This is a genomic window from Enterobacter cloacae complex sp. IR5458 (genome assembly GCF_049238025.1).
Classification (GTDB): domain Bacteria; phylum Pseudomonadota; class Gammaproteobacteria; order Enterobacterales; family Enterobacteriaceae; genus Enterobacter; species Enterobacter kobei.
This window is the reverse complement of record NZ_JBMKIF010000003.1, coordinates 1-25,798: the sequence shown is the minus strand read 5'-3', so window position 1 is coordinate 25,798 and position 25,798 is coordinate 1. Positions and strand designations below refer to the sequence as shown.

Genomic DNA, 25,798 nt, shown 5'->3' with positions numbered 1-25,798 from the left:
GATGAATGATAATAAAAGCCGCCGCGAATTTATCAGCCAGAGCGGCAAAATGGTCACCGCCTGCGCGCTGTTTGGTGCCACCGGCTCCGTCGCGTATGCTGCGGATACCGCTGCGCCCGCCTGCGAGACCGGTAAACCGATGAACATCACCGCGAAGCATTACTATCTGGACAACGTGCTGCTCGAAGCCGGGTTTACTTTCGACGGCAGCGTGGCGACGAGCACTCGCACCGAGCTGAAAACGCTGGAGATTAAAGACGGCAAGATCGTCGCCCTGCGCGATAACATTAGCCACGCCGACGCGTCTCTGCCTCACTATGACGCGGGTAAAAAACTGATGCTCCCGGCGATGCGCGACATGCACATCCATCTGGATAAAACCTTCTACGGCGGTCCGTGGCGCTCCCTGAACCGCCCGGCGGGGACCACGATTCAGGACATGATCCGCCTTGAGCAGAAGCTGCTGCCGGAACTGCAGCCCTACACCCAGGAACGCGCGGAGGCACTTATCGACCTGATCCAGTCGAAAGGTTCCACCATCGCCCGCAGCCACTGCAACATTGAGCCGGTTTCCGGCCTGAAAAACCTGGAAAATCTGCAGGCGGTGTTATCGCGCCGCCAGCCTGGCTTTGACTGTGAAATTGTCGCGTTTCCACAGCACGGACTGCTACTTTCCCATTCTGAAAAACTGATGCGCGACGCGATGCAGGCCGGTGCGCACTACGTGGGCGGGCTGGACCCGACGAACGTCGACGGCGCGATGGAGAAATCTCTCGATCTGATGTTCCAGATAGCGCTGGATTACGACAAAGGGGTGGATATTCACCTGCATGAAACCAGCCCGGCGGGCGTGGCGGCGGTGAATTACATGGTGGAAACGGTGGAGAAAACGCCGGAGCTGAAGGGCAAGCTGACTATCAGCCACGCCTTCGCGCTGTCGACGCTTAACGAGCAGGAGGTGGATGCGATTGCGACCCGTATGGCGGCGCAGCAGGTGACCATCGCCTCTACCGTGCCGATTGGTGCCCTCCATATGCCGCTGAAACAGCTGCGTGATAAGGGCGTGTTTGTCATGACCGGCACCGACAGCGTGATCGACCACTGGTCGCCGTACGGCCTGGGAGATATGCTGGAAAAAGCCAATCTTTACGCGCAGCTGTACATTCGCCCGAACGAGCAGACGCTCTCCCGGGCGCTCGGTATCGCGACCGGTGACGTTCTGCCGCTGAACGACAAAGGCGAACGGGTGTGGCCGAAAGCGCAGGACGATGCCAGCTTTGTGCTGGTGGATGCCTCGTGCTCCGCCGAAGCCGTGGCGCGGATTTCACCGCGTACCGCGACGTTCCATAAGGGAAATCTGGTCTGGGGTACTGTGGGCTAGAGGCGAGCCGGATGACGGCTTCGCCTTACCCGGCCTACTGAAACCCTCAAATCATAGGCCGGGTAAGCGCAGCGCCACCCGGCAATGTTTTATACTGGGAGTCACATTCTTAAAGAGGGATCTGCCATGGCACAAAATATCTACGACAACCCGGCGTTTTTCGAAGGCTACGCCCAGCTTCCGCGCTCGGTGCAGGGGCTGGACGGTGCGCCGGAGTGGCCGGCGCTAAAAAGCATGCTGCCCGATTTAACCGGCAAATCGGTTATCGATCTCGGCTGCGGCTACGGCTGGTTTTGTCGCGCTGCGCGCGACCTGGGTGCATCTGACATCACGGGTGTTGATATCTCAGAAAAGATGCTCGCCCGGGCTGCGGAGCTTACCGCTGACCCACAGATTCATTATCAGCGTAGCGATCTGGAGTCGCTGGCGCTCAAAGATAACAGCCTGGACCTGGTCTACAGCTCGCTGGCACTGCACTACCTGCCGGAACTGGATACGTTATTCGCCAACGTTCAGCGCGCGCTTAAACCCGGTGGCAGCCTGGTCTTCTCGATGGAGCACCCCATTTACACCTGCGCCACCCGCCAGGGCTGGCTGACCGACGACAACGGCGAGCGGTTCTGGGGCGTGAATCATTATCAGGACGAGAGCCAGCGCGTCAGCAACTGGCTGGCGGACGGGGTCATCAAGTATCACCGTACGCTGGGCACCACGCTCAACGCGTTGATCAAGGCCGGATTAACGATAAGCGAAGTCAACGAATGGGGGCCAACGCAGGGGCAAATTGCGGCCTGGCCCGCGCTGGCCGAAGAGGCAGAGCGCCCGATGCTGGTGCTGATCGCCGCCCGTAAGGCTCAGTAACCAACCTTATACACCCGACCGCTCTGTACCCCTTCCACGCTGCGGCGATAGGCCTGCGCCACGGTTGCAGCGGGGACGCTCTCAAAGCCGGGGAAGAAACCGTCGTACGCTTCAGCGGATTCCGTCAGGACCGTCGGGCTAATCAGGTTAATGCGGATCCCGCGCGGCAGCTCACAGGCTGCGGCGCGAACAAACCCTTCCAGTGCGGCATTCACGGTGGTGGCGTTTACTCCCTGGGCAATCGGCTCGTGTGCCACAATGCCGCTTATCAGCGTAATCGAGCCACCTTCGTTCAGATAGTGCTGGCCGGTTAGCGCAAGGCGCACCTGCCCCAGAAGTTTATCCTGCAGGCCCTGATTAAAGTCGCTGTCTTTCATGGTCGCAAGCGGGCCAAAGTAGAGTCCACCGCTGGCGGAGACAATGGCATCCACCCGGCCAATTTTCTCGAACAGCGCCTGCACGCTCTCCTGCGAGGTGATATCCACCTGATAGTCGCCCTGGGTACGACCCACGCGGATCACCTCATGACTGCGGCTTAGCGCTTCTGTTACCGCCTGACCGACCGTACCACTGGCACCAATAATCACGATTTTCATAGCAGACTCCTTATGTGTGAGCCTTCATTCTTTAATAAATAAAAAGTCAGATAAACTGGGCTAAAGTTAGAAGATTGCTAACCAGAGGTTCGGAATATGGATAAGCTTCGCGGCATGGAGACGTTTATCGAGGTGGTAGAAAGCGGCAGCTTTACCGGCGCGGCCTCCCGCCTTGAGATGTCGGCGGTCATGGTGGGAAAGTATATTGCGTTGCTGGAGTCCCAGCTTGGCACCCGCCTGCTTGAGCGTAACACGCGTCGTCAGAGCCTGACGGATGCGGGCCGCGTCTATTTTGAAGAAGCCAGACGGGTGCTGGAGCAGGTCTCAATCGCCGAAAACGCGGTTGAACGCCTGCGTGCCACACCGGCCGGAACCCTGCGCGTCACGGCGCCTACGTCGTTTGGCGGCTGCGTGATCGCCCCACTCACCGCCACCTTTTTACAACGTTACCCGCAGGTGCGCATCGAACTGGATCTGACTAACCGAATGGTCGATCTGGTGGAGGAGGGGGTCGATTTGGCCATTCGCATTGGTGATATTCGCAATGACGATCTGGTGGCGAAATATTTGTGCCCCTACAACATGGTGATCTGCGCCGCACCGGACTATTTAGCGCGACACGGTACGCCGCAAACGCCTGCCGATCTGGTGGATCATCTGTGTCTTTCGCACACGGTATGGACCGCGCGTAACGAGTGGCGGCTACCGGGCGTGGAAGGGGAAGTACGCTGGAAGCGTGATGCCATCTTAAGATGTAACGACGGCTATGGCCTGCGTATGGCGGCACGCGCAGGGGCGGGGCTGTTGCTACAACCGGAAGTGCTGGTGGCGGAAGAGCTGGCAAGCGGCAGGCTGATTCGGGTACTGGAGCCGTTCACCCCCGCGCCGAGGCCGGTGCATTTATTGTGGCGCCAGGATTTACGTCCTCTTCCGAAGCTAACGGAATTTATCGCTCATATTCTGCTAAGATTGGGCACAATATAAAAAAAGAAGGTAATCAAAGAATGTCTGCAAACAAACTCGCCAGCAGCGCGCAGGGCCTGCAATCATCTGCCATCCGTGAATTATTAAAACATAGCAAAATGGCTGGCGTGATTTCGCTGGGCGGAGGGATTCCGAACCCCGATTTGTTCGATCACGAAGGGCTTAAAATAGCCGCGGATGCCGTCTTATCGCAACATTTTGGCGAGGCGTTTCAGTATGGTCTGACCGAAGGTTTTCCAGGACTGCGGGAAGAGATCCAACGCATCTGTGAAGGACGAGGCATTGCCTGTAAAGCCGATGACGTGGTGGTGACGTCCGGTTCGCAGCAGTCTCTCGACGTGCTGGCGCGTGCATTAATCAACCCAGGCGATACCGTCGTCGTCGAGCGTCCAACCTATCTTGCCGCGCTGCAGGTTTTCGGCCTGGCGCAGGCGAATTTTGAATCCGTCGGCACCGACGGCGACGGCATGAAGGTCGACGAACTTGAGGCGCTGGTGGCAAAGAAAACCATCAAAGCGGTTTATATCGTCCCGACCTTTGGTAACCCGGGCGGCGTGACGCTCTCTGAAGCGCGTCGTAAACAGCTGGTGGAATTATCGAAACGCTATGATTTCGTCATTATTGAAGACGACCCGTACAGCGAAATTAACTACACCGATGAGGTCTTCCGCCCGTTAATTGCCCATGCCAAAGATATCGGCAACGAAGAGAACGTGGTCTACACCTCAACCTTCTCTAAAATACTCGCGCCAGGCACCCGCGTAGGCTGGGTGCTGGTGCCGGAGTGGCTGAAGCGTGCGGTGGTGAACCTTAAGCAAACCACCGATCTGCACACCAGCACGCTGTCGCAGTTAATGACGTATGAGTACCTGAAAACCGGTCGCCTGGCCGGGCAGATTAAGATGATCCGCGAAGCTTATCGCCAGAAATACCAGACCTTCGCCACCGAACTGGAAGCGGAGCTGGGTGATGTGATGTCGTTCCACAAGCCTAAAGGCGGCATGTTCCTGTGGGCGAAAATGAACAACGGTATGAATACCACCCGCTGGCTGGAAAAGACGTTAAGCAACGGCGTGGTATTTGTCCCGGGCGAGTTTTTCTACTGCAATGAGCCGGACCAGACCACGCTGCGCATGTCGTTTGTGACACCAACAGATGAGCAGCTGAAAGAGGCGGTGCAGCGCCTGAAGAAATCGCTTTAAAAGACCTGCGCATAATGGCATTCCTGCCGTTATGCGCAATACGCGTTCAGGGCGGCACGGGCCGCGATCGTTCATGGTGAGTTCCATGTTTGAATTTCTGATCGGTGTTGTTACGCACACGCCCGCCTGGGTGTGGGTGTTGTTTATCTTCCTCATCTCCCGTGGTATCAAAGCCCGCAGGCCCGCCACCGTTACGCTGGAGAGGCTTGCCATTATCCCGGCGATCTTTCTGGTGTGGGATATTTACGATCTGGTGGTCTATCGCACGTTGACCCCTGCGACTGTCGCATTGTGGACGGCGGGGATCTTCGCCGGTGCCGCGCTGGGGTATCTCCTGATTAAGCGGGCGGTTATCACCCGGGCAGATGCGCCGCGTACGCTTTACCGCCAGGCAGACTACACCGCGCTGCCGTTTATGATGTTGGCGTTTGGCGTGAAGTATGTGCTGGGGGTGATGAGCGCGGTTTCGCCTCAGACGATGCAACAACCTGCCATGAGCGCGCTGGCGATCGTCTCCGGCGGCGTGTTTGCCGGCGTATTTCTAGGGAAATTTGCGCGGTATGTTGGGGTGTATAATCGTACCGCACTTCGCCGGGCGGAATGAACTTCGTTAACTGGCGGCAGCTGACTCGCGTCATGCGGGCAATGGAGTGGCTGGCGGCGGGGAAGCCGGTAGGGTGGATTGCGCTGTCCTGCGGCTACAGCAGCGTCAGCGCATTCATTGAGGTTTTCAGAACATGGACCGGTAAAACGCCGGGGCAGTGGGCGATTAAAGAAGACCCTTTTGCGCGAAGGTCATGCGGGTAGCTTCGTTGAGATCCAGATCTTTTAACGATTCCGGATTAACCCAGGCGATCTCCTGAAACTCCTCATTAAACGTGACGTCCCGGTTGGCGCTCATGCAGTCGAAGATCAGATAGATCATATAAATCTCCTCGTTGGTGCCATCGGCGTAGGTTTTTACCCTGATGTCATCGCGAAAAGCCCATGGCGTGACCGAGACGATCTCCAGCGCTTCGCCCAGCTCTTCGCGGATCTCACGGCGCAACGCCTGTTCCATGGTTTCTCCCGGTTCCATTCCGCCGCCGGAGAGGGCCCATTGACCGGGAAACACGCCGCGATCGTCGGCCATTTTACACAGCAGATAGGCACCGTCGTTCTGGATGATGGGGCAGACAATGGTTCGTTGGCGCATGATTTCTTCCTGAAAAATGAATTTGGGCTACTTTAGCAGATAAGGCGGGGGAGGTTATGTTAGGGGGGGGGATTCTCATCCCTCGGTTTTCCACATTTTGTTGCAGATTCAGCCAGAATTCAGCGCTGATATCGAATGCTTTCGCCCGTTTTAACGCCCTATCGGCGGTGAATTTTTTCTGTGTTGCGGTCTGACGCCCTCACCCCAACCCTCTCCCACAGGGAGAGGGAGAAAACCGCATTCCCCTTAGCTTTAGTGTGTAGGACTGGTAAGGCGATTGACTACCGCTCCCGCAGCGCCTCTTTCGCCCGGTTAAACGGCTTAATCAGATAATCCAGCACCGTTTTCTCGCCGGTCTTGATGTCCACTGTCGCAATCATGCCCGGTACAATCGAGAAGTGCCTGCCCGCTTTATTGACCAGGTAATCCTGGCTGGTGCGGATAAACACCCTGTAATAGAACACTTCCGGCTTGGCTTCGTCCTGGATGGTGTCCGGTGAAATGGTCTCTACCACCCCATGCAGACCGCCGTAGATGGCGTAATCGTAGGCGGTGATTTTGACCAGCGCCTCCTGGTTCGGGTGGATAAAGGCGATATCGCGCGGTGAGAGGCGGGTTTCAATCAGCAGGTGATCGTCCACCGGCACAATCTCCATCAGCTCACCGTTAGGCGGGATCACGCCGCCGATGGTGGTGACTTTGATGTTTTTCACGATCCCGCGCACCGGGGATTTTACCGTCAGGCGGGTGACGGAATCCTGGCGGCCTTTAAGGACCGCGGAAACCATATCCACTTCAGCGTTAGCCTTGGATAACGCTTCGCGCGCCTGAACGTAATACTGCGAGCGCACGTCGGTGAGCTTCAGCTCCAGGTCACTTTTCTGTCGCTGCAGGCGCAGCACCTCCACATGGCTGGCGGCCCCGGTTTTAACCAGCCTTTGGGTGATCGCCAGCTCTTTATTGGCGAGATCTAACGCGGCGCGCAGCTCCCGTTGGGTATCATCCAGTTGCGCACGGCGGGAGTTGTAGAGTCGCGTTTCGGCGGCAATCAGATCCGGCCATTTTGCCAGCGAAGGCGGGAAGGTTAGCGGGAGATCGTTCACCTCGGCATTCAGACGTGCGCTGGAAGCCAGTGACGCGCGGTAGCGCGCTGCACTTTCACCGACGTTCGATTCGGAACGCGTCGGATCAAGTCGCGCCAGCACCTGTCCGGCCTGCACCTGATCGCCCTCATGAACGTTCAGCTCGGTGAGGATCCCGCCGTCGAGCGACTGTAATACCTGTTCGCGCGAGCTGGGGATGACTTTCCCCGAGCCGGTTGAGACCTCATCCAGCACGCCAAACCATGCCCAGACGCCCAGGGCCACAAACATCAGCAACGAGAAGATGACGATTCGACGCGCGCCGGTGTAGCCACTTTCGGATTCAAGCGCGTTATCCAGATCGTCCATTGCGGCAACGTCACGCTGACTGATTTTCATTTTTCCACTCCCGTCCGGTTGCTGCCTGCTGCTGCTGTTGCTGAATGCGGCTGTTGTTAAGCGCCTGCGCTTTTGGCGCGTCCATCACCAGCATCCCTTCTTTCAGTACGACCACGCGCTCCACCAGCTCCAGCACCGGCACGCGGTGGGTGGCGACAATCAAGGTACGGTTGCCGAGCCAGTCGCCCAGACGCTGGATAAACTCCCGTTCAGTGTGCTCATCCAGCGACGCGGTCGGTTCATCCATCAGCACGATATTCGGATCGCGCAGTAGCATCCTCGCCAGCAGAATGGACTGCCGCTGCCCGCCGGAAAGCCCCACGCCGTTTTCCATGATCGGGTAGTCCAGCCCTTTGGGCAGTTTCTGCACAAAGCCCGCTGCGCCGGTTAACTCCAGCGCCTCGAAAATTTCTTCGTCGGTGGCGCGTGGCATGCCAAGGGTGATGTTCTCGCGCAGGGTGCCGTAAAACAGCCGCGCGTTCTGGGTCATAAAGCCGACGTTGCGCCGCACGTCCGCCACGTCGAGATGTGGCAGGCTGAGGTTATCAAGCCGCAATTCGCCCGCCGCCAGATCCATTCCGCCCGCCATGGCCTGTAGCAGTGTCGACTTGCCCGCGCCGTTACGTCCGAGGATCGCCACTTTCTCGCCCGGCTTGATCTCCAGACGGTTAATGCGTAGCGCCATGCGCGGATCGTCCGGTTGATAGCGGAACTGCGCCTGTTCGAAAAGATAGTGTCCGCGCAGGACGTCCTGGCGGATCGGCGTCTCTTCGCGCTGGTTCTCGGTCGGCAACTGCATAATGCTGTCCAGCCCCTCTTTGGCGGCCTTCACCTGCTGCCAGCGGGCCAGCACGCCGCACAGCGTCGCCATCGGCGCGATCATCCGGGAGGCCAGCATCGACGCGGCAACCACCGAACCGGTGGTCAGGGTGCCGTCGATCACCATTGGCGCGCCGACCACAATCACCGTGGCATAAACCAGGCTCTGGATGGTCATCCCCCAGCTGATCAGGTTCTGCGTCAGTTCGCGGGTGCGCAGGCCGGATTCGGCGGTGATCTGGATATAGCTGTTCCACTGTTGCAAAAAGCGGTTTTCCGCCTGCATCAGCTTGATGTCCTCCAGCCCCTGCACGCTCTCCACCAGCACCGCGTTGCGCAGGGTTGATTCATGCGCCGACTGCTTCGCCAGCTCCGCCAGTTTCTTCTGCAGCAGCAGGCCGGGCAGGACCATGATCACCGCCGCGACCGGGGCGATCCACGCCAGCTGCGGCGCGATGATCGCCAGTACCACCACAAACAGGAAGAAAAAGGGCAGGTCGACAATGGTCGAAATGGTGGAGGAGGTCACCATCTCGCGGATCTGCTCCAGCTCGCGCAGCTGGGAGATAAAGCTGCCGGTGGAGCGCGGAATGGCGCTGTGGCGCAGCCGCAGGGCGTGGCCGAACACGCGGTCTGAGACCCGCAGATCCGAGCGTTTGCCCAGCAGATCCATAATGTGACCGCGCGCCACGCGCAACACAAAACCAAACAGGGTGGCGATCAGCACGCCGATGGTCAGGACGTAAAGCGTCGGGTAGGACTGGGCAGGGATCACCCGGTCATACACCTGCATGGAAAAGACAATGCCGGAGAGGGAGAGCAGGTTGATGAACAAGGCTGCCAGCATCACCCAGCTGTACGGGCGCAGATCGCGCATCACCAGCCGGTAGAGCCAGTCCGGGCGGTATTTCGAGATGTAGGCATCCACGCGGCTGTCCTTCAGCGCGGCCAGCGGGCGCAGGGCAATAACGTGGCGGATGGTGGGCAGCAGCGCGCTCATCGACAGACGGTTGGTATGCATCTTGTCGTCGAAAAAGCTGACGTCCAGCGTGTCTTCCCCGTCGAAGCTGTCGACCACGCCAATTTTTCCGTCGTTCAGCGCCACCACCACCGGCAGGCGCCAGCTGTTGATCGACTGCCGATCGGCCGTGAGCAACTGGAACGTCAACCCGGCTTCCCGGGCAAGCTGCGTCAGGGCAGGTACCATCGGTTTGCCTTTCAGCCAGGGGGCGCCCGCAATCAGCGCTCCGGGCGAGCAGGCGACGCGGTAGCGCGTGGCAACAAAGCCAAACGCCTGCGCCCACTGCGCCAGCGCCTCATCCGTCATTGTTTCTTCTTGCGGAATTTCGCGTTGCTTCATGGCTGGATCTCCACGGTCTGGATGGTGCGGTTATCAAGATCGAACGCATGACGCAATTGTCCGGTGTTGTAGAGGCAGTTGAGCTGTAACTGGTGCAACTGACCAAGGGTCTGTTGCTGGGTGAAGCGTGCCTGATAGACCTCCTGCTCGGCGTTGAGCACGTCCAGCAGCGGGCGCGAGCCGAGATCGAGATACTGCTGCTGGTAAAGCTCGCGGGTACGGGCGCTGAGCGCCTCCTGGCGGCCCTGAATTTGCAGCGTGCTTTGCAGGCTCATCACCTGGCTGCGGGCCTCCAGCAGTTTCTGGCGGACATCAAGACGGGTACGCTGAATGGTCGACTGCGCCGCTTCCACCGCGTGTCCGGCGGCGTTACGCCGGGCGGTGAGGCCGCCGCCCTGATAGAGGGGCATCTGCACCTTCACCCAGGCGGAATATTGCGTGCGATCCCGCGTTTCGCTGCCCGCGTAGCGATCGTTCAGATAGTGACGGACCTCCGGCTCCAGCGAGACGGTTGGCGTCATTTGCGCGTCGGCGTAGTCGAGGTTGGCCTGGGCGACGTTGGCCTGGGCCCAGGCGGCAAGGACCGACGGAACCAGACGATCGTCCGGCTCGGCGATGTCACAGCTGCGGGCCAGCTTTTGCGGAAAATCATTGCTGATCGCGTTCAGGCTGTTCCAGCCGAGAAAGCTCATCAGCGTGGCACGGGCGCTGTCGAGGCTGGCCTGATACTGCATCAGCTGCGCGCGCGCCCCTTCAATACGTGCGTCGGTCTGCACCACGTCAGAAAGCGAGGTCGCCCCTTCGTCGTTACGCTGACGGGTCAGTGTGCCTATTGAGGAGAGGGCATCGAGCTGCTCTTTGGCGGTGTCGACCATCTGCTGCCAGGTTTGCACCTGCACCATGGCGACGGCGGTATCATGGGCAATGGTGTCGATGCTCACCAGCACGTTGGCCTGCTGCTGGGCAACCCCAGCATTTTCGGCTCGTACCTGGCTGGCCACTTTGCCGAAGTCGTAGAGCATTTGTGAAAGAGAGAGCACCAGCGACGGCGTAAAGCCGTTCTGATCGCCGTCGTGGGAGTATCCGTTGTCCATGCCCGCGTTAATTTGCGGATAGTATTTCGATTTGGCGACGTCGACTTCTTCGCTCTGTTCGTAGAGTTTGCCCACGGCTTCACCGATCGCCGGATGCCAGGTAACGGCACGGTTGACGGCCTCGCCAAGCTGTAATGAGCCGGGCGCGGCGTTGCCAGCCGCAGGGGCGACACGGCCATTCAGTGAGGGGAGTTCCTGCGTTTCGCGCAGTTGTCCGGTATTGATGGTCGCCGCCGGATTCGCGCACAGAGCGGGCACAGATATCAGGCAGCACGAGAGCCACCAGTAAGGCATCTTCATTCCCATGTCATGTCCCTAATAAAATAAGTGCAGCTTTATTATTAATCCCCGGGCGCTGTGCGCCCGGGTTAGTACTACAGCTGTTATGTGGTAATGATGTGTTGCTGGTTAACGAGCTCGTCGTAGGTGGTTTGAACGCCATCAAGCGTCACGAGCGTGGTATTAGTGTAGGTGCTCCCTGCACCGTCACGGTCGATGGAGATCACGGTATTACCATTACTATTAGTGACATGGAGGTAGTTCCCGAGCGTGGAGGCGCTACCGTTCCAGCCCACCAGCAGGTCGCTAATGTCGATTTTATCCCCCTGCGCCAGCGAGAAGCCGGTCCAGTGGTCGCCCGCGGTGCTGCTGACGTTCCCCCCCGTGGCATTCCCTACCGTATTGTTCAGCACCTGGTAAATCAGCGTGTCGCCGTAGGCGGTGCCGGTAATGACGTCGTTGTGTTCAGAGCTGATGAACTGCGGCGCCATGTTGATGGTCAGCGAGGCGCTGTCCGTCTTCCCGGAGGCATCGGTCAGGGTGTAGTTGAAAGTCTCCTTCGAGGTCATGGATGAGAGCGATACCCCGCTGTTGAGGGTATAGGTGTAATGCCCGTCAGCAGCAATCGCCAGGGTGCCGTAATGGCCGGTGATATTGACGGTGGCGCTGCCGGTGTACGGATCCAGCGTGGTGGTCACGCCGTTGTAGCCGGTAATACTGACGCGTGTATCCACCGAGTGGAGCTGATCCAGCACGCCGCCCGAGTCGGTGCCGTCAAAGATATTGCCGTTGACGGTGTGAGTGCCCGTGGCGTCAAAATCAGTCAGCGAGTAAGTGGTGCCGTTGACGCTTGGGGTAATGGTAATGTTCCCGACGCTCAGCCCCGGTACGCTACCGGTATAGCTCAGCGTGTAGGTCCCGGCGTTGAGATCCAGCCCGGTCAGCGGAACGTCAATACTGCCGTTCAGTAACGAAATGCCGCCGAAGGAGCCGCTGCGGATCACGCCCGAGCCGTCGCTGATTGTCCAGTTCACCGTCAGTCCGCCCAGCGACAGCAGCGAGGCCACGTTAAAGTGCAGCGAGGCGTTATGCAGCGCGGTGTTTGGATCCACCACAAAAGTTCCGCTGCCGCTACCCTGGGTTGACGAGAGCAAGGCAGTCGTCCAGCTTGCCGTACCCACGGTGGTATCGGAGTACGCTGACGTATGGTGTACTGACGTTACATCCATCACGGCGCTAACATCGTTCACCGCATTCATCGGCTGGGCGGTTGGAGTGATGTTGAGCGATGCCGTGTCTTTCGTGCCGTCTGGCGCGGTGACGGTATAGACGAAGGTATCCGGCGTGCTGATATGGTCCACACCGACACCACTCCTCAGGGTATAGGTGTACTGACCGGATGAATTAATGGTCAGCGTGCCGTATTCCCCCTGAATGGTGGTGGTGCCAGTGCCGTTGACCGCCACGCCGTTCACTTCGGTAACCAGCGTGCCTGCTGGAACCGGGTCATTCGCCAGCACGTCGCCCGTGGTCGTCTCGCTGATACTCGATACGCTGTAGACATGATCCTGCAGAACGCTCAGCGTGTAGGCCGTCAGGGCGGTGATCCCGGACGCGGTATTCAGCAGGAACAGGTACTCCCCGGCAGGCAATTGCAGCGTCAGCTGCGGTGACGTGCCGCCCAGCAGCGGGGCACGCAGCCAGCCCGACTCGACGCGTACCTGCTCGAAAGTCTGGGTGGCGTTGTTAAATTTATAGACGTACAAATCAAACACCGACGCCAGCGCCACGCCGCCCACGGAGGCCTGGATGGTCATGGTGCGAGTGGTGCCTTCCTCCACGTTATAGATAATGGGGTTGGTCATATCGTCCAGCAGGTTAAGCCCCAGCGTGTTGCCGAGATTGATACCCACCAGGGTAAAGCCGCCCTGAGACGAGGTGCCGTTATTGATTTCGTGCACGCTGGTGTCGAAGGTCAGGGCGTTGGTATCGTCCACGGCGACAATGCCGTTGCTGACGGTTCCCGTTCCGAGCGACACCACCAGCTGTGCCGAGGCGCTGACGCCGTTATGGGTGATGGTGTAGGTGAAGCTCTCTGTCCGGCCAATGACTGCCGCGCTGGTGTCGGTCAGGGTGTAGGAGTAGCTGCCGTCGCGGTTAATGGTCAGCGTACCGTATTGACCCTGGATCACCGTCCCGTCTGCATTGACGCTGGTGGTGACACCCTGCGCATTCGTAACGGCGGAGATCGTGGTTCCGGCCGGGGCGTTGTCGCTGCCAGCGGTCGGGTCTGTATCCAGAATCACGTTCCCGTTGAGGCTGGTATCGCCCGTGACTGTACCCGGACCGGTCTCTTTCACCGCCACGTCGAGGCTGGTGTAGGAGCCGGTCGCCAGCAGGTTGGTGTTATAGCTGAGCACACGGTAGTTGCCGTCAGCCAGCCCGGTCAGGTTCAGCGATACGCCGGTGGCACCGAGGGTCAGCAGGTCAGCAAACTGCGGCTGTCCGGTATCCACCACGGTGGTCCAGGCGCCGTTGACGTAGTGCTGCACCACCAGCTCAAGGGTGTTAAGCAGAGAGAGCACCGCCCCCGTGGCGTTGGCGTTCACCACGATATCCGCGCTCCCGCCGTTGCCCACCGTGAAGTTCACCTGCGCGGTGTCGTTCCCGAGCAGCGTCAGGACGTTGCCCACGGCGCCGACCAGCAGGAAGCCGTAGTCGCTGTACTGGCTGTTGGTGACGGTGGCCGTGGTACTGAGATCCAACTCTTCGACGTTATTGCTGGCGGAGAGCGGCACCACCGGCGCGAGCGCCGAGCCGGGCAGCGAGGTGTTGCCCGCCGCGTCGGTGGCGGTGATCTGCAGCGTCTGGCCTTCGGTCTGTTTATTCGTAAAGGTATAGCTGTAGGTGCCGTTACTGCCCGCAATGGCGGTTACCGTTGAGCCGTCCGCAAGGCGGATACTGACGGTGCTGCCGGCTTCCGCATTCCCGGTCAGCACGCTACCGTCGGCGTTGAAGGTCCCGGTCGGCGCCGTTGGGGCGGTCGTATCGACGATAATCGTCGTCACGGTGGACGCCACGCTGGTGTTGCCCGCCGCATCGGTGGCCGTGGCGGTGAAGTTATGCGTGCCTTGCGTCAACGTGGTGGTGGTTTGTGGCAGGGTCCAGTTGCCGCTGGCATCCGCGGTGACGGTACCCACCAGCGTGATGCCATCGTAGATCCGTACCGTCGCATTGGCTTCGGCGGTCCCGCTTAGCGTTGGGCGCGTGTCGTTGGTCGGGCCGGTTATCGGTCCGGTGACGCTGCCCACATCATCAATCACCGAGCTGATGACGGGCGCTGCCGGGGCAAGGGTATCAACGTTAATCACATACCCGGCGGTTGGCGCACTGGCGTTGCCCGCCGCATCGGTGGCGGTAAAGGTTAAATTGTGCGAACCGTTGCCCAGCGCCGGGGAAGGGGTAAAGCTCCATGCCCCGCCGGTGGCCGTCACGCTGCCAATCTGCACGCCGTTATCAAAGATTTTCACCGTCGATCCGGCTTCCGCCGTCCCGCTGAGGGTTGGCTGGGCATCGTTGGTCAACCCGCCGTTAGCAACGGGCGTTGGCGCATTGCCCACGTCGTCCAGAATGCTGGTGAGCACTGGCAGCGCAGGCGGCGTGGTGTCTATCGTCAGACTGAAGCTTGCCGACGACACGCTGGTGTTGCCTGCCGCGTCCGTCGCCTGGGCGGTGAAGCTGTGTGCGCCCGTTGTCAGCGTGGTATTGAGCAAGATACTCCAGTTACCGGTGCCGTCAGCAGTCCCTGTCCCGACCAGCGTGGTTCCCTCATAGATATTCACCGTGGCAAACGGTTCACTGGTTCCGACAAGGCGCGGTACGGTGTCGTCCGTGGTCTGTCCGGACGTGAGTGGGCCGGTGATGCTGCCTACGTCGTCTATCGCCTGGCTGATAACCGGCGCGTTCGGTGCCGTGGTATCGACAACCAGGGTAAAGCCTGGCGAAGCCGGGCTGACGTTCCCCGCGGCATCGGTGACGGTGGCGGTCCAGGTATGGCTGCCGCTGGACAGCGGCGTTGATGGGGTAAAGCTCCATGCGCCGGTACCGTCCGCTTGCGCGGTGCCGATCGGCTGCCCGTTTTCATACACGGTGACCGTGGCGTTGGCCGTCGCGGTGCCGTTCAGCGTCGGCGTGGTGTCGTCGGTACTCTGCCCGGAAGAGAGCGGGGTTTGAACGCTGCCCACGTTGTCTGCTGCGGTTGAGATAACCGGCGCAGACGGTACGCCAGTATCTACCGTCAGGTTAAACGGCGCTGTCGTACTGCCGGTGTTGCCTGCCGCGTCGGTGGCATTGAAGGTGATGGCATGCGGCCCGTCGCTCAGGTCACTCCCCGGGGTGAAGGTCCAGTTACCCTGGGCATTCACGACGGCGGTGCCAATTTCGTTACCATCAACGATCACATGCACTGTAGAACCCACGTCACCCGTGCCGTTGAAGGTCGGACGCGCGTCATTGGTGGTGTTGCCTGACGTAAGCGTCCCGGTGACTGGTGCGATATCGTCGATCACGCTGGTCACTACTGGCACGACCGGACCTGCGGTATCGACGGTAAAGGTGAAGACGGAGGAGTTAGCCGAGGCGTTGCCCGCGACATCCGTTGCGTACACGCGCAGGGCGTAGCTGCCGTCGACCAGCGGCGTGGTCGGTGTGAAGGACCAGTTTCCGCTTCCGTCGACGATTGCAGTACCGATCTGCGTACCGTTGTTCATGATGTGGATGGTGCTACCCGCCTGTCCGGTACCGCCGATCGTTGGTGTGCTGTCGTTGGTAACCTGCCCGCTGGTGAGGTTGCCCGTGATGCCGCCGGGGACGTTGTCATTCACCGTATCCAGCGTTGGCACCGTCGGTGCTGTCAGGTCAACCACCACGCTCCAGGCGCCTGAGACTGCGCTGACGTTACCCTGCGGATCCGTTGCCTGGGCGGTGAAGCTATGCGAGCCTTCGGCGAGCGCGGTCTCTGGCGTAAACGTCCATGCGCCGGTGCCGTCCGCCGTGACCACGCCAATCTGCGTGCCGCCGTCGAAAATCGTCACTACGCTGTTCGCTTCCGCCGTGCCTGAAAGGGTTGGCGTGGCGTCGTTGGTTGGTGTGCCGCTGACCACGGTTGTGGCGGTATTGCCGACATCATCCGTTACGTTAGTGATGACCGGCGTGGTGGAAACGGTATCCACTACAACGGTGAAGCCCGCAGAAGGCGCGCTCTGATTCCCCGCCGGATCGGTCTCGCGGATGGTGAGAACGTGAGTGCCCTCCGCCAGCGAAGAAGGTGGCGTGAAGCTCCAGGTGCCGGTATTGCCGACCACCACGCTGCCCAGCAACGTCCCGTTGTTGTAGACGGAGATGGTATCCCCCACCGCGCCGGTGCCGGTCAGCGTCGGCTGGTTGTCGTTGGTAGTCTGGCCGTTGGTTAACGGACCGGTGCCTGGACCCACGTCGTCAATCACCGCGCCGATGGTCGGTGTGCCTGGTGCGGTGAAGTCAACGGTGACGCTGGCGGCAGGAGAGCGGCCGCTGGTCGCACCGTTGAGTGTCGCGGTTACCTCAAAGGAGTGCAGACCTTCGCCAAGCGCGGCTGGTGTATAGCTCCAGTTGCCGCTACCGTCGGCCGTTACCGTCGCCACCGGCGTCAGGCCACCGTCCTGATAGATGGTTACCAGGCTGCCCGCTTCGGCCGTACCGGTCAGCGTAGGCGTGATATCATTGGTGGTTTTGCCTTTTACATCGCCCGTGAGCGGCGCTGCGTCATCGTTAATTGCCGTAATGACGGGAATATCAGGAAGATTAGGCAACGTACCGATGACGTTGTAAGTCGCATCAGGGCTGGTGCGCCCCGAAGCATCGGTGGCGCTCACGGTCAGAGACGCGCCGTCCTGCGGTGCCGGGCTGACCGCGATGGAGAAGTTGCCGGTGCTGTCGACAACCCCAGTCCCAATGACGGTGCTACCGTCCGTCACGGTAATGATGCTTCCCGCTTCGGCGGTACCGGTCAGTGGCGTCCCTTCTGCAGCCAGGTTCAGATTGTCAGGGGCGGTTGGGTCGAGAGTATCAACCGTGACGTTAAGCGGCGCAGAGCTGGCTGAGGTGTTACCGGCTGGATCGCTGGCCGATACGGTAAAGGTATGTTGTCCATCCGCCAGCGTACTGTCGGCTGTCCAGGTCCAGGAGCCGTTTGGCTGAACCGTTACCGGTACGGCGGATGGCGTGCCATCCACCGAGACGACAACGGTCGATCCCGGTTCACCGGTGCCGGTGAGCGTTGGAATACCGTCGCGGGTATAGAGCACATTGTTGGTGAGCTGGCTATCTGAGACGGCATTGATCTGCGGGATCTCAGGCGCAACAGTATCGAGTGTCACGGTAAATACCGGGCTGGGCGCGCTGACGTTACCTGCCGCGTCGACGCCCGCAACGGTGATATTCAGCGGGCCGTCCGTTTGGGCTGGCAGGTCAAGATTCCATTCTCCATTAGCCACGACGACACGTCCCAGTTCGACGCCGTTGTTGTAGACGATCACGGTTTCACCGTTCACGCCAGTGCCGCCGACTGTCGGCGTGGCGTCTGTGATGAAGCCACCGCTCGGCTCGCCGCCAACGGCGCTAATTACCGGCGTATCCGGTGCCACGGTATCCACGGTGATGGTGATCGCCGGTGACGCGGCAGAGACGTTGCCCGCTTCATCGGTAGCGGTGGCGGTATAGACGTGGCTGCCCTCGCCAATATTACTGTCAGGCCGCCAGCTCCAGTTGCCGGTGCTGTCTACCGTGACGGTGCCAACAACGGTCGGTATGCCATTGACGGTGTCGGTGATGTTGATAACGTCGTTCGCCGTTCCGGTGCCGCTCAGAACCGGGCGCGGATCGTTGGTGGTTCCACCATCGGGAACGGGGCCGGTGACCTGGCTGACGCTGTCGGTAATAACCGGTGCCGCAGGTGTCGCTGGCGGGTCGGTGTCAATGGTGATGGTTACCGGCTGTGACGGCGCGCTTTCGTTGCCCGTGCCGTCCATGTTGGTCACGGTCAGGGTAATGTCATAGGTGCCGTTAGGCAGCGGTGTGGCGGGCGTCCAGGTCCAGTTCCCAGTACCGTCCACCACGACATCATCAAGTTTGACGCCGTCGTTGTAGATCGTCACCGTATCGCCCGGTTTACCGGTGCCGCTCAGGGTCGGCGTGGTGTCGCGGGTGGTTTCTCCCGGGTTCAGCGGCGTATCTGTTCCGTCAGGATTGACGGTGATGGCCGGGATATCCGGCGTGGCAGGCGCCACGGTATCCACCGTCAGCACAAACGGGCTGGAGACAGTGGTATTGCCTGCGGCATCCGTGGTATGGACCGTCAGCGAATGCGGGCCGTCGGTGAGCGGGGTAACAGGCGTAAAGCTCCAGCCGCCGCTTCCGTCAAGGGTGGCGGTGCCGAGCAGCGTTGTGCCGTCATAGACGGTGACGACCGCGTCAGGCGGTGCAGTACCCTGCAGCAGCGGCTGGGTGTCATCGGTGGTATCGCCGCTGTTGAGCGGCCCCTGAACGCCGCCGACATCATCCGTCACGCTGGCGATAGTCGCGGCCACTGGCGGCGTGGTATCGACGATAATGTTGAAGCCGGTTGACGGCAGGCTGGTGTTACCTGCCGCATCGGTGGCAACAACGGTGAAAGTATGAGGTCCCTCGCCAAGCGGTGCGGTGGGGGTATAGGTCCACGTACCGTTGCTGCCGACCGGGACCGTGACAAGATCGGCACCATCAAGACGAATGGTGACCGTTGAGCCCGGTTCAGCCGTGCCGTTGAGCGTTGGCGTGGTGTCGTTGGTACTGCCGTTGGGGCTAAGCGCACCGAGGCCCTCGGGGGCATCATCCACCACCTGAGTAATGACCGGCGTAGAGGGCGCCACGCTGTCAATTATCAGCCCCCAACTGTTGGACACGCCGCTTGTATTGCCTGCCGCGTCGGTTGCAACTGCCGTCAGGGCATGCGGACCCTCACCCAGTGGTGTGGAAGGGGTAAAGCTCCATGCACCGAGGCCATCAGCGACGGTGGTACCTATCACCACCCCGTCAGCACGAATGGTGACCGTGGCGTTTGCCTCGGCGGTGCCGCTCAGCGTCGGGGTGGCGTCGTTGGTGGTGTCATTCAGGTTGAGCGAGCCAAGCGTCCCCCCGGGAGCATCGTCCACGACCTGCGTAATCACCGGGGCGTCTGGTGCAGTACCGTCAACGGTAATCGTCCACGCGTTCGATTGGCCGCTCGGGTTACCGGCAGCATCTGTTGCTGTCGCCGTGAGCACATAGGTACCGTTAGACAGTGGTACAGGCGGCGTAAAGCTCCACAGGCCGGATGAGGGGACGTTCACCGTGCCGAGGATATCGCTGCCGTTGGATATCGTGATGGTCGAACCGGGTTCGCCCGTGCCGTTCAGGGTCGGGGCCCGGTCATTGGTCAGCCCATTCTGGCCCACGGGGCCGGTTGTGGCCTGCACGTCATCAATCACCGACACGATAACCGGGGTCTGCGGTGGGGTCGTATCCGGTGCCGCCGCCGCGGTTGCGGGGCCTGTATTGCCTGCGGCATCGGTGGCGTTTGCGGTCAGCGTTTCGCCGTTGAGCTTAGGCGGGGTCAGCGTCAGGGTGAAGTTACCCTCACTGTCTGCCACCGACGTGCCAAGGATGACATTGCCATCCCGGATGGTCACCGTGCTGCCCGGCTCTGCGGTACCGCTGATGGAACCGCCATCATTTGACACGACGAGGTTTCCGGGGGCCAGCGGCGGGGTAGTGTCAACGGTGAAGGTGATAGGCGCTGATGCCGCACTCTGGTTTCCGGCGGCATCGGTTTCCACGACGGTTATCGAGTGTGCTCCGTCCGGGAGCGGACCGTCTGGCCTGATGCTCCAGGTGCCGTTGGGCAGTACGGTTGTGGTACCCACGACCACACCATTATCGTAAATGGTAATGGTTCCACCCGGCTCGCCCGTTCCCGCCAGGATCGGTTTTGATGCATCGGTGGCGGTGCCAGAGGTGATGGTTCCTCTGATAGTCCCCGTGTCGTCAGTCAGTACGATCGCCGTCGGCGTTGCCGGCGGGGTGAGATCGACGGTCAGCGTGAAGACCGGTGAAGCGGGGCCGGTATTACCGGCGGCGTCAGTTGCCCGCACCGTAATCTGGTGGGTACTTTCGCTCAGATCAACTGACGGGGTGAATGTCCAGGTGCCATTGCTGGAGACGACTGCCGTGCCGATGGCGATCCCGCCGTCATAGATCGTCACGGTTGAGCCCGCCTCGGCGGTGCCGCTGAGCTGGGGCCGCTGATCGTTGGTGCTGCTGCCGTTAGTCAGCGCCCCCGTTTGAGGGCCGACATCGTCCGTTACGCTGCCAATCGTTGGGGCATCGGGGGCGGTGAGATCCGGCGCGGTCACCGTTGCGCTCTGGCTGGTATTACCTGCCGCATCCGTCGCAGTTGCGGTGACATGTTCACCGTTGATCAGCGGAGTGCCGAGAGAAACAGTAAAGTTGCCGTCGCTGCCGGTTTTCCCTGTGCCGATAACGTTGCCGTTTGCATCTTTCAGCGTGATTGTGCTGCCGGGTTCAGCGGTACCGGTGACGGTTTTCCCGTCCGACGAGAACGTAAGACTCGAGGGTGCATTCGGCGGCGTTGTATCCGGGGTAGAAGGTTCACCTGGCGTGCCGGGATCAGGATTAGGATTAGGGTTACCGTTATTGTCATCGTCACCCCCCCCGCCACCACCACCGGAGCTTGCCGCCGCCGCGATGCCACCGGCGGCAACAATACCACCCAGCGCCCATGGCCAGATGGCCGCGCCACCGGTATCACTTCCGGATGCCGCAAGCAGCACGTCTGTCGACGCGATAGATTCATACGTGGCGGCCCCGGCAGGATCTTCTATCCACCATAACGCACCGTCGCTGTCCTGGAGTACCAGCTGGCTTACGCCCTGCGCGTCCGTGACGTAGAAATTTTTAAGGGATATTACTTCCCCTGAGTGCAGTGTCACCACCAGATCGTTACCACTTCGCGCGAAATGGGAGACATCAGCTCGCTCTACATGAAGCTCAACGATAGAGGAATGGCTCAGCGTAACCTGTGTGCCTTCCGTCGTAGTTTCCACGCCAGTAAGTTTTGATATAACAGAGATTTGGCTCATTTCGTTATGACTCCAGCAGAGTTACCGTGAACGGCGAGCAAGACGAGCCATCTCTGTAGAAGGTAAAGGGCGCCCCCGGCGGAGTGACTGTTAATTAAACAGTCCTCACCGTCTTTTTTAGAGCGAACGATGCCCGCCAGAATTCAGAGTGGCAACATCAGAGCGAATCTAATTACATATGAAAGAAATACGTTTTATTTGTGTTTTGCGTCTTTTAAAACCCTGTAATTAATAGAGGAATTCGTTTTGAGGAGATAAAAATGATATAGCCAGAAAACTCTGAATGTGCAAATTAAGCTTGCGTAAATAAAGGGGTAAACAATGAAGAGGGCATTAATGTATTGATGGTGTTTATTGATGTGTTTTTCTATCGTTATGTTTTTAATGTCTTTTTATTTTCCGTGTGTTGTGACTTAGTCATCCTGAAGATGCAGTGTAATTATGGGTGGGAGATGTTTTAAATATAATTTAAATTGTGATTATTTAATCGTGCTTAATGTGTGTTTAAGTTAGGGTAACGTTTTTGATATAAGATATATTATATCACCGGCGTAATAAAATATATTCTTGTAGGGGGGTAAAACTCTGCTAGCGGTTGCAGGATAATAATAATGGGAAGATAGATATAAAATAACCTGATTTATTTTCAATGTGATTACGTCGCAGGCATGATTTTCTGGACGGTAAAAAATCGCGGAAGAATGAATAAAAACCGCCGGTCGGGCGTTTACTGACGTCACTCCCTTCTAACCCAGGAGCTTTATATGAACACGACCTCGTTTCGCCTGATCCCGGTGCTGATTTTTTCCCTGCTGTCTCCGCTGGCGCTGGCAATGGGCGATAATAGTACCGAGAGCAAAACGCCCGACTGTCCTTCCGGACAGGTGTATGACAGCGCCACCCAGAAATGCGTGCCGGACAAGAGCAGCAGCCTCAGCGATCAGGACAAAACCAACTATGCGTACCATCTCGCGAAGAAAGGGGAGTACCAGGCGGCGCTGAATCTGCTTGATTCACTGAAAAATAGCAATACGGCTGAAGCGTGGAACTATCGCGGGTTCGCCACGCGCAAACTTGGCCGTACGGACGAAGGCATTGGTTACTACCAGCGCGCGCTGGCTATCGCACCGGATTATGCCAAAGCCCGGGAGTATCTCGGTGAAGCGTGGATGGTAAAAGGACGACCCGATCTCGCGAAAGAACAACTGAAGGTGATTGCCGGTATTTGTGGCCAGTCCTGCGAGGAGTATCGCGACCTGCAGGCCGCCATCAACGGACATCCGGAATCCTGATTTTCTCGTGGAGGGAAAACTCATCGCAACCAGTGAGGTTCGTCAACAGTTAGCCGCACACCTGTCGCGTCTCTGGCGCTATGGGCTGGTGTTGTCGCGCAACAGGGATATCGCCGAAGAGCTGGTTCAGTCCACCTGCGTGCGTGCGCTTGAAAAAAGCAGCCAGTATACGCCGGGCACACGCATCGACAGGTGGCTGTTCGCGATCCTGCACTCCATCTGGATCTCTGAACTTCGGGCGCGATACGTGCGTCAGGGGCAGGGATTTGTGGCCAGCGACGAACTCCTCGCGCCGGATACCCGCGAACAGGATGAGACGCGCCTGCATTATCTGAAGGTGATGCAGCGCGTTAACGCCTTGCCCGAAGCCCAGCGTAACGCGGTATTTTTGGTTTATGTCGAAGGCTTTACCTACCAGGAGGCGGCGGACACGCTGGCAGTGCCGATCGGTACCGTGATGAGCCGGCTGGCCACGGCACGGGCTCGGCTTGCCAGGTCCGCCGACGCACTGCCTCCGGTAAAGGAGAAACGTTCTTGAACGCGCACCGTTTTGCACCGCCCTATAACGACGACGCTATCGTGGCATGGATAGATGGCGAGATGTGCCGCGCCGACGCACAGCAATTTGAAGAGCATTTAAACAGTGACGAACGCCTCTCCGGGCGAACCGCCGAACTGATGAAAAGCAGCCAGGATTACGCCGGGGCGTTTGCCTCCCTGCTGGATGATGCGCCTCTTGAGACGATGCAGGCGCGTCTGACGGCGCTTCCTGACCCACGGCCCTCCACGCCGGTTGGCGTCAGCAGGCGGGCGCTGATTGCCGCGTCGGTCAGCTTTTTGATGGTCGGCTCCGGGCTGGGCTACCTGTTGCGGCCCGCTTCCGCGCCAGCGGATGAGAACGCCCATATTCGCGACCTCGAAGCGCAATATATGTCCCTGTACAGCGTCGAGACGCTGCTGGATATGGACAGCGCAGCGCCGGTCCTGCAGCGCGGGCTCGAACGGGCGGCGCAGGATATCGGCATGAAGCTAACTATGTCGCAGCTTATTCTGCGAGGGGCTGAGCTTAAAATGGTGCGCATGCTGCGCTATGAAACGACCTCTATCGCGCAGATTGCCTGGCTCAACGCCGACTACGGCCCAATGGCGCTCTGTATCTCGCCTGTCGATGAGAAGGCGACGGCCTCGCTCCGCCAGGAGCAGCGGCACAGCATGAACCTGGCGTGGTGGCAGGATGCGGGCTATCAGTTTGTCCTGATTGGCCGCAATCCGCCGTCTCACCTGCGGGCAAACGCGGAGCAGCTACAGCGCCTCATCTCAGGATGACGGCACATCGTTCGTCTTGATTGCAATGGCAATGGCTATACGATCGTCCACGACCAGCGCAAACTTATCCATTCCATAGGATGCGCGCGAGATCGCCGTGGTGGCATCAAGCCGGGGGGCCTGCGCATGCGGGTCTTTCAACACGGCCTCCAGGATCACCGGCCGGGCAATGTTTCGTACGATCAGCGTGCCGAATACCCTGAACCGCCCGGCGCTCAGAGCGACCACGCGTGAGCTAATGAACTCGATGGTCGGGTAGCGCTCGGATTCAAAAAACATGTCGCTTTTCAGCTGCCAGGTGAGCAATTTGTTAGAAGCCATCAGAGTTGATACGGGAATGGTGACGTGAATATGGTCGTCGACGTCGTTATCCGGGTTGAGCGTCACGGCACCCGTCACGCCGCTGAACGTCGCCCAGGAGAGAATGCCGCCGAAGGCATGCCACGATAGCCGAATGGCGGTGTTATCGCTGTCGATAAGATAGCTTTTTGGGGCGGCGTACAGGGACGGGCATAACAGCAGGGCGGTTAGAATGGCAAAAAGGCGATACATAGTGGTTTCTCCGATAAACGCGCACTGCGTAAACGCCTGAGGGGCTAATTGTATTCGAAGAAATAAAAAAGGCCGCAAGCGCGGCCTTTTTTTGAGCGTAAAGATTACTCAGTGACTTTCTTTTCCAGTTCGCTGGCACCTTCTTTGGTTTTATTCCAGCCTTTCTCAGCGCCTTCTTTGGTGGCATCCCACCCTTTCTCGGTGCCTTCTTTGGTTTTATGCCAGGCTTTCTGGGAATCTTCGCTGACTTTACTGCCCAGGCTCTCGCTTTTACCTTCCGCAGCATGCTGCTGTTTCAGCTTCAGCTCTTCACCTTTGTTCTGCTCTTCGTGCAGTTTTTGCTTCGCCTCATTGGCGTTTGCGTTCGCTGCCGCGACGGTATCATCAGTTGCATGTGTGGTCGCAGCAAATACTGGGGAAGCCAGCAGAACGGCAGATAATGCGATAATTGTTTTTTTCATAATATCCTCATTTAACGTTTTCGGTTATGAGCGTGATTCAGCCTGGCACAGGCGAAGCGGGATGGCTTTAGGAAAAAACTGTAATGAGATCAATGCATCCTGACGCGGGGGATTTTGCCTGAGGATTATCCAAAGGATAAAACGCCTATTTCTGCGAGGGCGGCGAGGGTCAGGAGAATGAAAAGTATGACGGTCATGGGTCTGTACATGGTGGGGTTCCTTCCGGGCTGAGTTGCTAATCCGTAGCGCTGGGTGGTGTAGGTTATTTTCCACAGGAGATAGGGGAGAGTGTTGATGCTTGTCAATGCCAGAGGAGTACAACATAAACTACTGGCCGGTGGATACTGTGTGGATTCAATCTATACAGCAGTGAAGACAATAAACAGGTACAAAAAAGCCCGCAGGGCTTGCGCCGTGCGGGCTTTCAGGACTTCATCGGATGACTCTGGTAATCACCGATGGAGAATTTTGGTGGAGCTGGCGGGAGTTGAACCCGCGCCCGTAATTCTATATCTAGTTGAAATATAACTATTTAAATTTCTTTCTTAGTGTCTTGTATCTTTCACGTACCCTTTGAAGGACTAATGCCGTCCTACTGAGACCGTGTGAGAATGTCAGAGTAAAGGTTGCCTCAACGGTATCACCTGACCTGCTCCCCGTTGATTAGTACACCCCGATGTTAGTAATGTCTTCATAAGCCA

17 protein-coding genes are annotated in these 25,798 nt (G+C 59.0%); 9 read left to right on the top strand and 8 right to left on the bottom strand.

Features of this window, described 5'->3' with window-relative positions:
• The first annotated feature begins 1 nt into the window (after position 1).
• Positions 2 to 1,381, top strand: coding sequence for an amidohydrolase family protein (locus ACOTYN_RS02965; protein ID WP_071922954.1), 1,380 nt, complete (start codon positions 2 to 4; stop codon positions 1,379 to 1,381).
• A gap of 126 nt (positions 1,382 to 1,507) precedes the next feature.
• Complete coding sequence (locus tag ACOTYN_RS02960) at positions 1,508 to 2,242, top strand: class I SAM-dependent methyltransferase (protein ID WP_032635742.1); 735 nt, start codon at positions 1,508 to 1,510, stop codon at positions 2,240 to 2,242.
• Here ACOTYN_RS02960 and ACOTYN_RS02955 read toward each other — a convergent pair.
• Positions 2,236 to 2,838, bottom strand: a complete 603-nt coding sequence (locus ACOTYN_RS02955; RefSeq protein ID WP_332956509.1) for a short chain dehydrogenase — start codon at positions 2,836 to 2,838, stop codon at positions 2,236 to 2,238. The genes ACOTYN_RS02960 and ACOTYN_RS02955 overlap by 7 nt on opposite strands.
• 96 nt (positions 2,839 to 2,934) lie before the next feature.
• Between ACOTYN_RS02955 and ACOTYN_RS02950 the strand changes: the two genes are divergently transcribed.
• The 4 genes from ACOTYN_RS02950 (at position 2,935) to ACOTYN_RS02935 (ending at position 5,831) form a co-directional block, all read left to right on the top strand.
• On the top strand, positions 2,935 to 3,822 hold the full coding sequence (locus ACOTYN_RS02950) for a LysR family transcriptional regulator (RefSeq protein ID WP_071922956.1): 888 nt from the start codon (positions 2,935 to 2,937) through the stop codon (positions 3,820 to 3,822).
• A gap of 20 nt (positions 3,823 to 3,842) precedes the next feature.
• Positions 3,843 to 5,024, top strand: a complete 1,182-nt coding sequence (locus ACOTYN_RS02945) for a PLP-dependent aminotransferase family protein (RefSeq protein WP_014884941.1) — start codon at positions 3,843 to 3,845, stop codon at positions 5,022 to 5,024.
• Positions 5,025 to 5,109: 85 nt separating this feature from the next.
• Positions 5,110 to 5,628 (top strand): DUF6622 family protein, encoded by a 519-nt coding sequence (locus ACOTYN_RS02940; protein ID WP_047624955.1) that lies wholly within the window; start codon positions 5,110 to 5,112, stop codon positions 5,626 to 5,628.
• Positions 5,625 to 5,831: a helix-turn-helix domain-containing protein gene (locus tag ACOTYN_RS02935; RefSeq protein ID WP_226856244.1), complete on the top strand. Its 207-nt coding sequence runs from the start codon at positions 5,625 to 5,627 to the stop codon at positions 5,829 to 5,831. Before ACOTYN_RS02940 ends, ACOTYN_RS02935 begins: the two co-directional genes overlap by 4 nt.
• Here the strand turns inward: ACOTYN_RS02935 and nudI are convergent.
• From nudI to ACOTYN_RS02910, 5 genes are all read right to left on the bottom strand, one after another.
• Positions 5,794 to 6,219, bottom strand: coding sequence for a nucleoside triphosphatase NudI (gene nudI, locus ACOTYN_RS02930; protein ID WP_071922957.1), 426 nt, complete (start codon positions 6,217 to 6,219; stop codon positions 5,794 to 5,796). The genes ACOTYN_RS02935 and nudI overlap by 38 nt on opposite strands.
• 281 nt (positions 6,220 to 6,500) lie before the next feature.
• On the bottom strand, positions 6,501 to 7,670 hold the full coding sequence (locus tag ACOTYN_RS02925; protein WP_086527819.1) for an HlyD family type I secretion periplasmic adaptor subunit: 1,170 nt from the start codon (positions 7,668 to 7,670) through the stop codon (positions 6,501 to 6,503).
• A 10-nt stretch (positions 7,671 to 7,680) separates the two neighbouring features.
• A complete protein-coding gene (locus ACOTYN_RS02920; protein ID WP_071922958.1) occupies positions 7,681 to 9,879 on the bottom strand; it encodes a type I secretion system permease/ATPase in 2,199 nt (732 codons plus the stop codon).
• Entirely contained in the window at positions 9,876 to 11,279 is a 1,404-nt protein-coding gene (locus ACOTYN_RS02915) for a TolC family outer membrane protein (protein ID WP_023331126.1), read from the bottom strand. Before ACOTYN_RS02915 ends, ACOTYN_RS02920 begins: the two co-directional genes overlap by 4 nt.
• A gap of 77 nt (positions 11,280 to 11,356) precedes the next feature.
• A complete protein-coding gene (locus ACOTYN_RS02910) occupies positions 11,357 to 21,466 on the bottom strand; it encodes a BapA/Bap/LapF family large adhesin (RefSeq protein WP_332956514.1) in 10,110 nt (3,369 codons plus the stop codon).
• Between the two features lie 764 nt (positions 21,467 to 22,230).
• On the opposite strand from ACOTYN_RS02910, the gene ACOTYN_RS02905 reads away from it, so the two are divergent.
• The 3 genes from ACOTYN_RS02905 to ACOTYN_RS02895 are packed head-to-tail and all read left to right on the top strand — an operon-like array spanning position 22,231 to position 24,084.
• Entirely contained in the window at positions 22,231 to 22,758 is a 528-nt protein-coding gene (locus ACOTYN_RS02905) for a tetratricopeptide repeat protein (RefSeq protein ID WP_014884932.1), read from the top strand.
• Positions 22,759 to 22,765: 7 nt separating this feature from the next.
• Entirely contained in the window at positions 22,766 to 23,296 is a 531-nt protein-coding gene (locus ACOTYN_RS02900; RefSeq protein ID WP_048996643.1) for a sigma-70 family RNA polymerase sigma factor, read from the top strand.
• Positions 23,293 to 24,084, top strand: coding sequence for an anti-sigma factor family protein (locus ACOTYN_RS02895; protein WP_023331123.1), 792 nt, complete (start codon positions 23,293 to 23,295; stop codon positions 24,082 to 24,084). Before ACOTYN_RS02900 ends, ACOTYN_RS02895 begins: the two co-directional genes overlap by 4 nt.
• Here ACOTYN_RS02895 and ACOTYN_RS02890 read toward each other — a convergent pair.
• Together ACOTYN_RS02890 and ACOTYN_RS02885 are read right to left on the bottom strand one after the other, a co-directional pair.
• On the bottom strand, positions 24,076 to 24,636 hold the full coding sequence (locus tag ACOTYN_RS02890; protein ID WP_332956519.1) for a YceI family protein: 561 nt from the start codon (positions 24,634 to 24,636) through the stop codon (positions 24,076 to 24,078). The genes ACOTYN_RS02895 and ACOTYN_RS02890 overlap by 9 nt on opposite strands.
• Before the next feature lie 104 nt (positions 24,637 to 24,740).
• Positions 24,741 to 25,097 (bottom strand): hypothetical protein, encoded by a 357-nt coding sequence (locus ACOTYN_RS02885; protein WP_014884928.1) that lies wholly within the window; start codon positions 25,095 to 25,097, stop codon positions 24,741 to 24,743.
• Positions 25,098 to 25,798 lie beyond the last annotated feature (701 nt).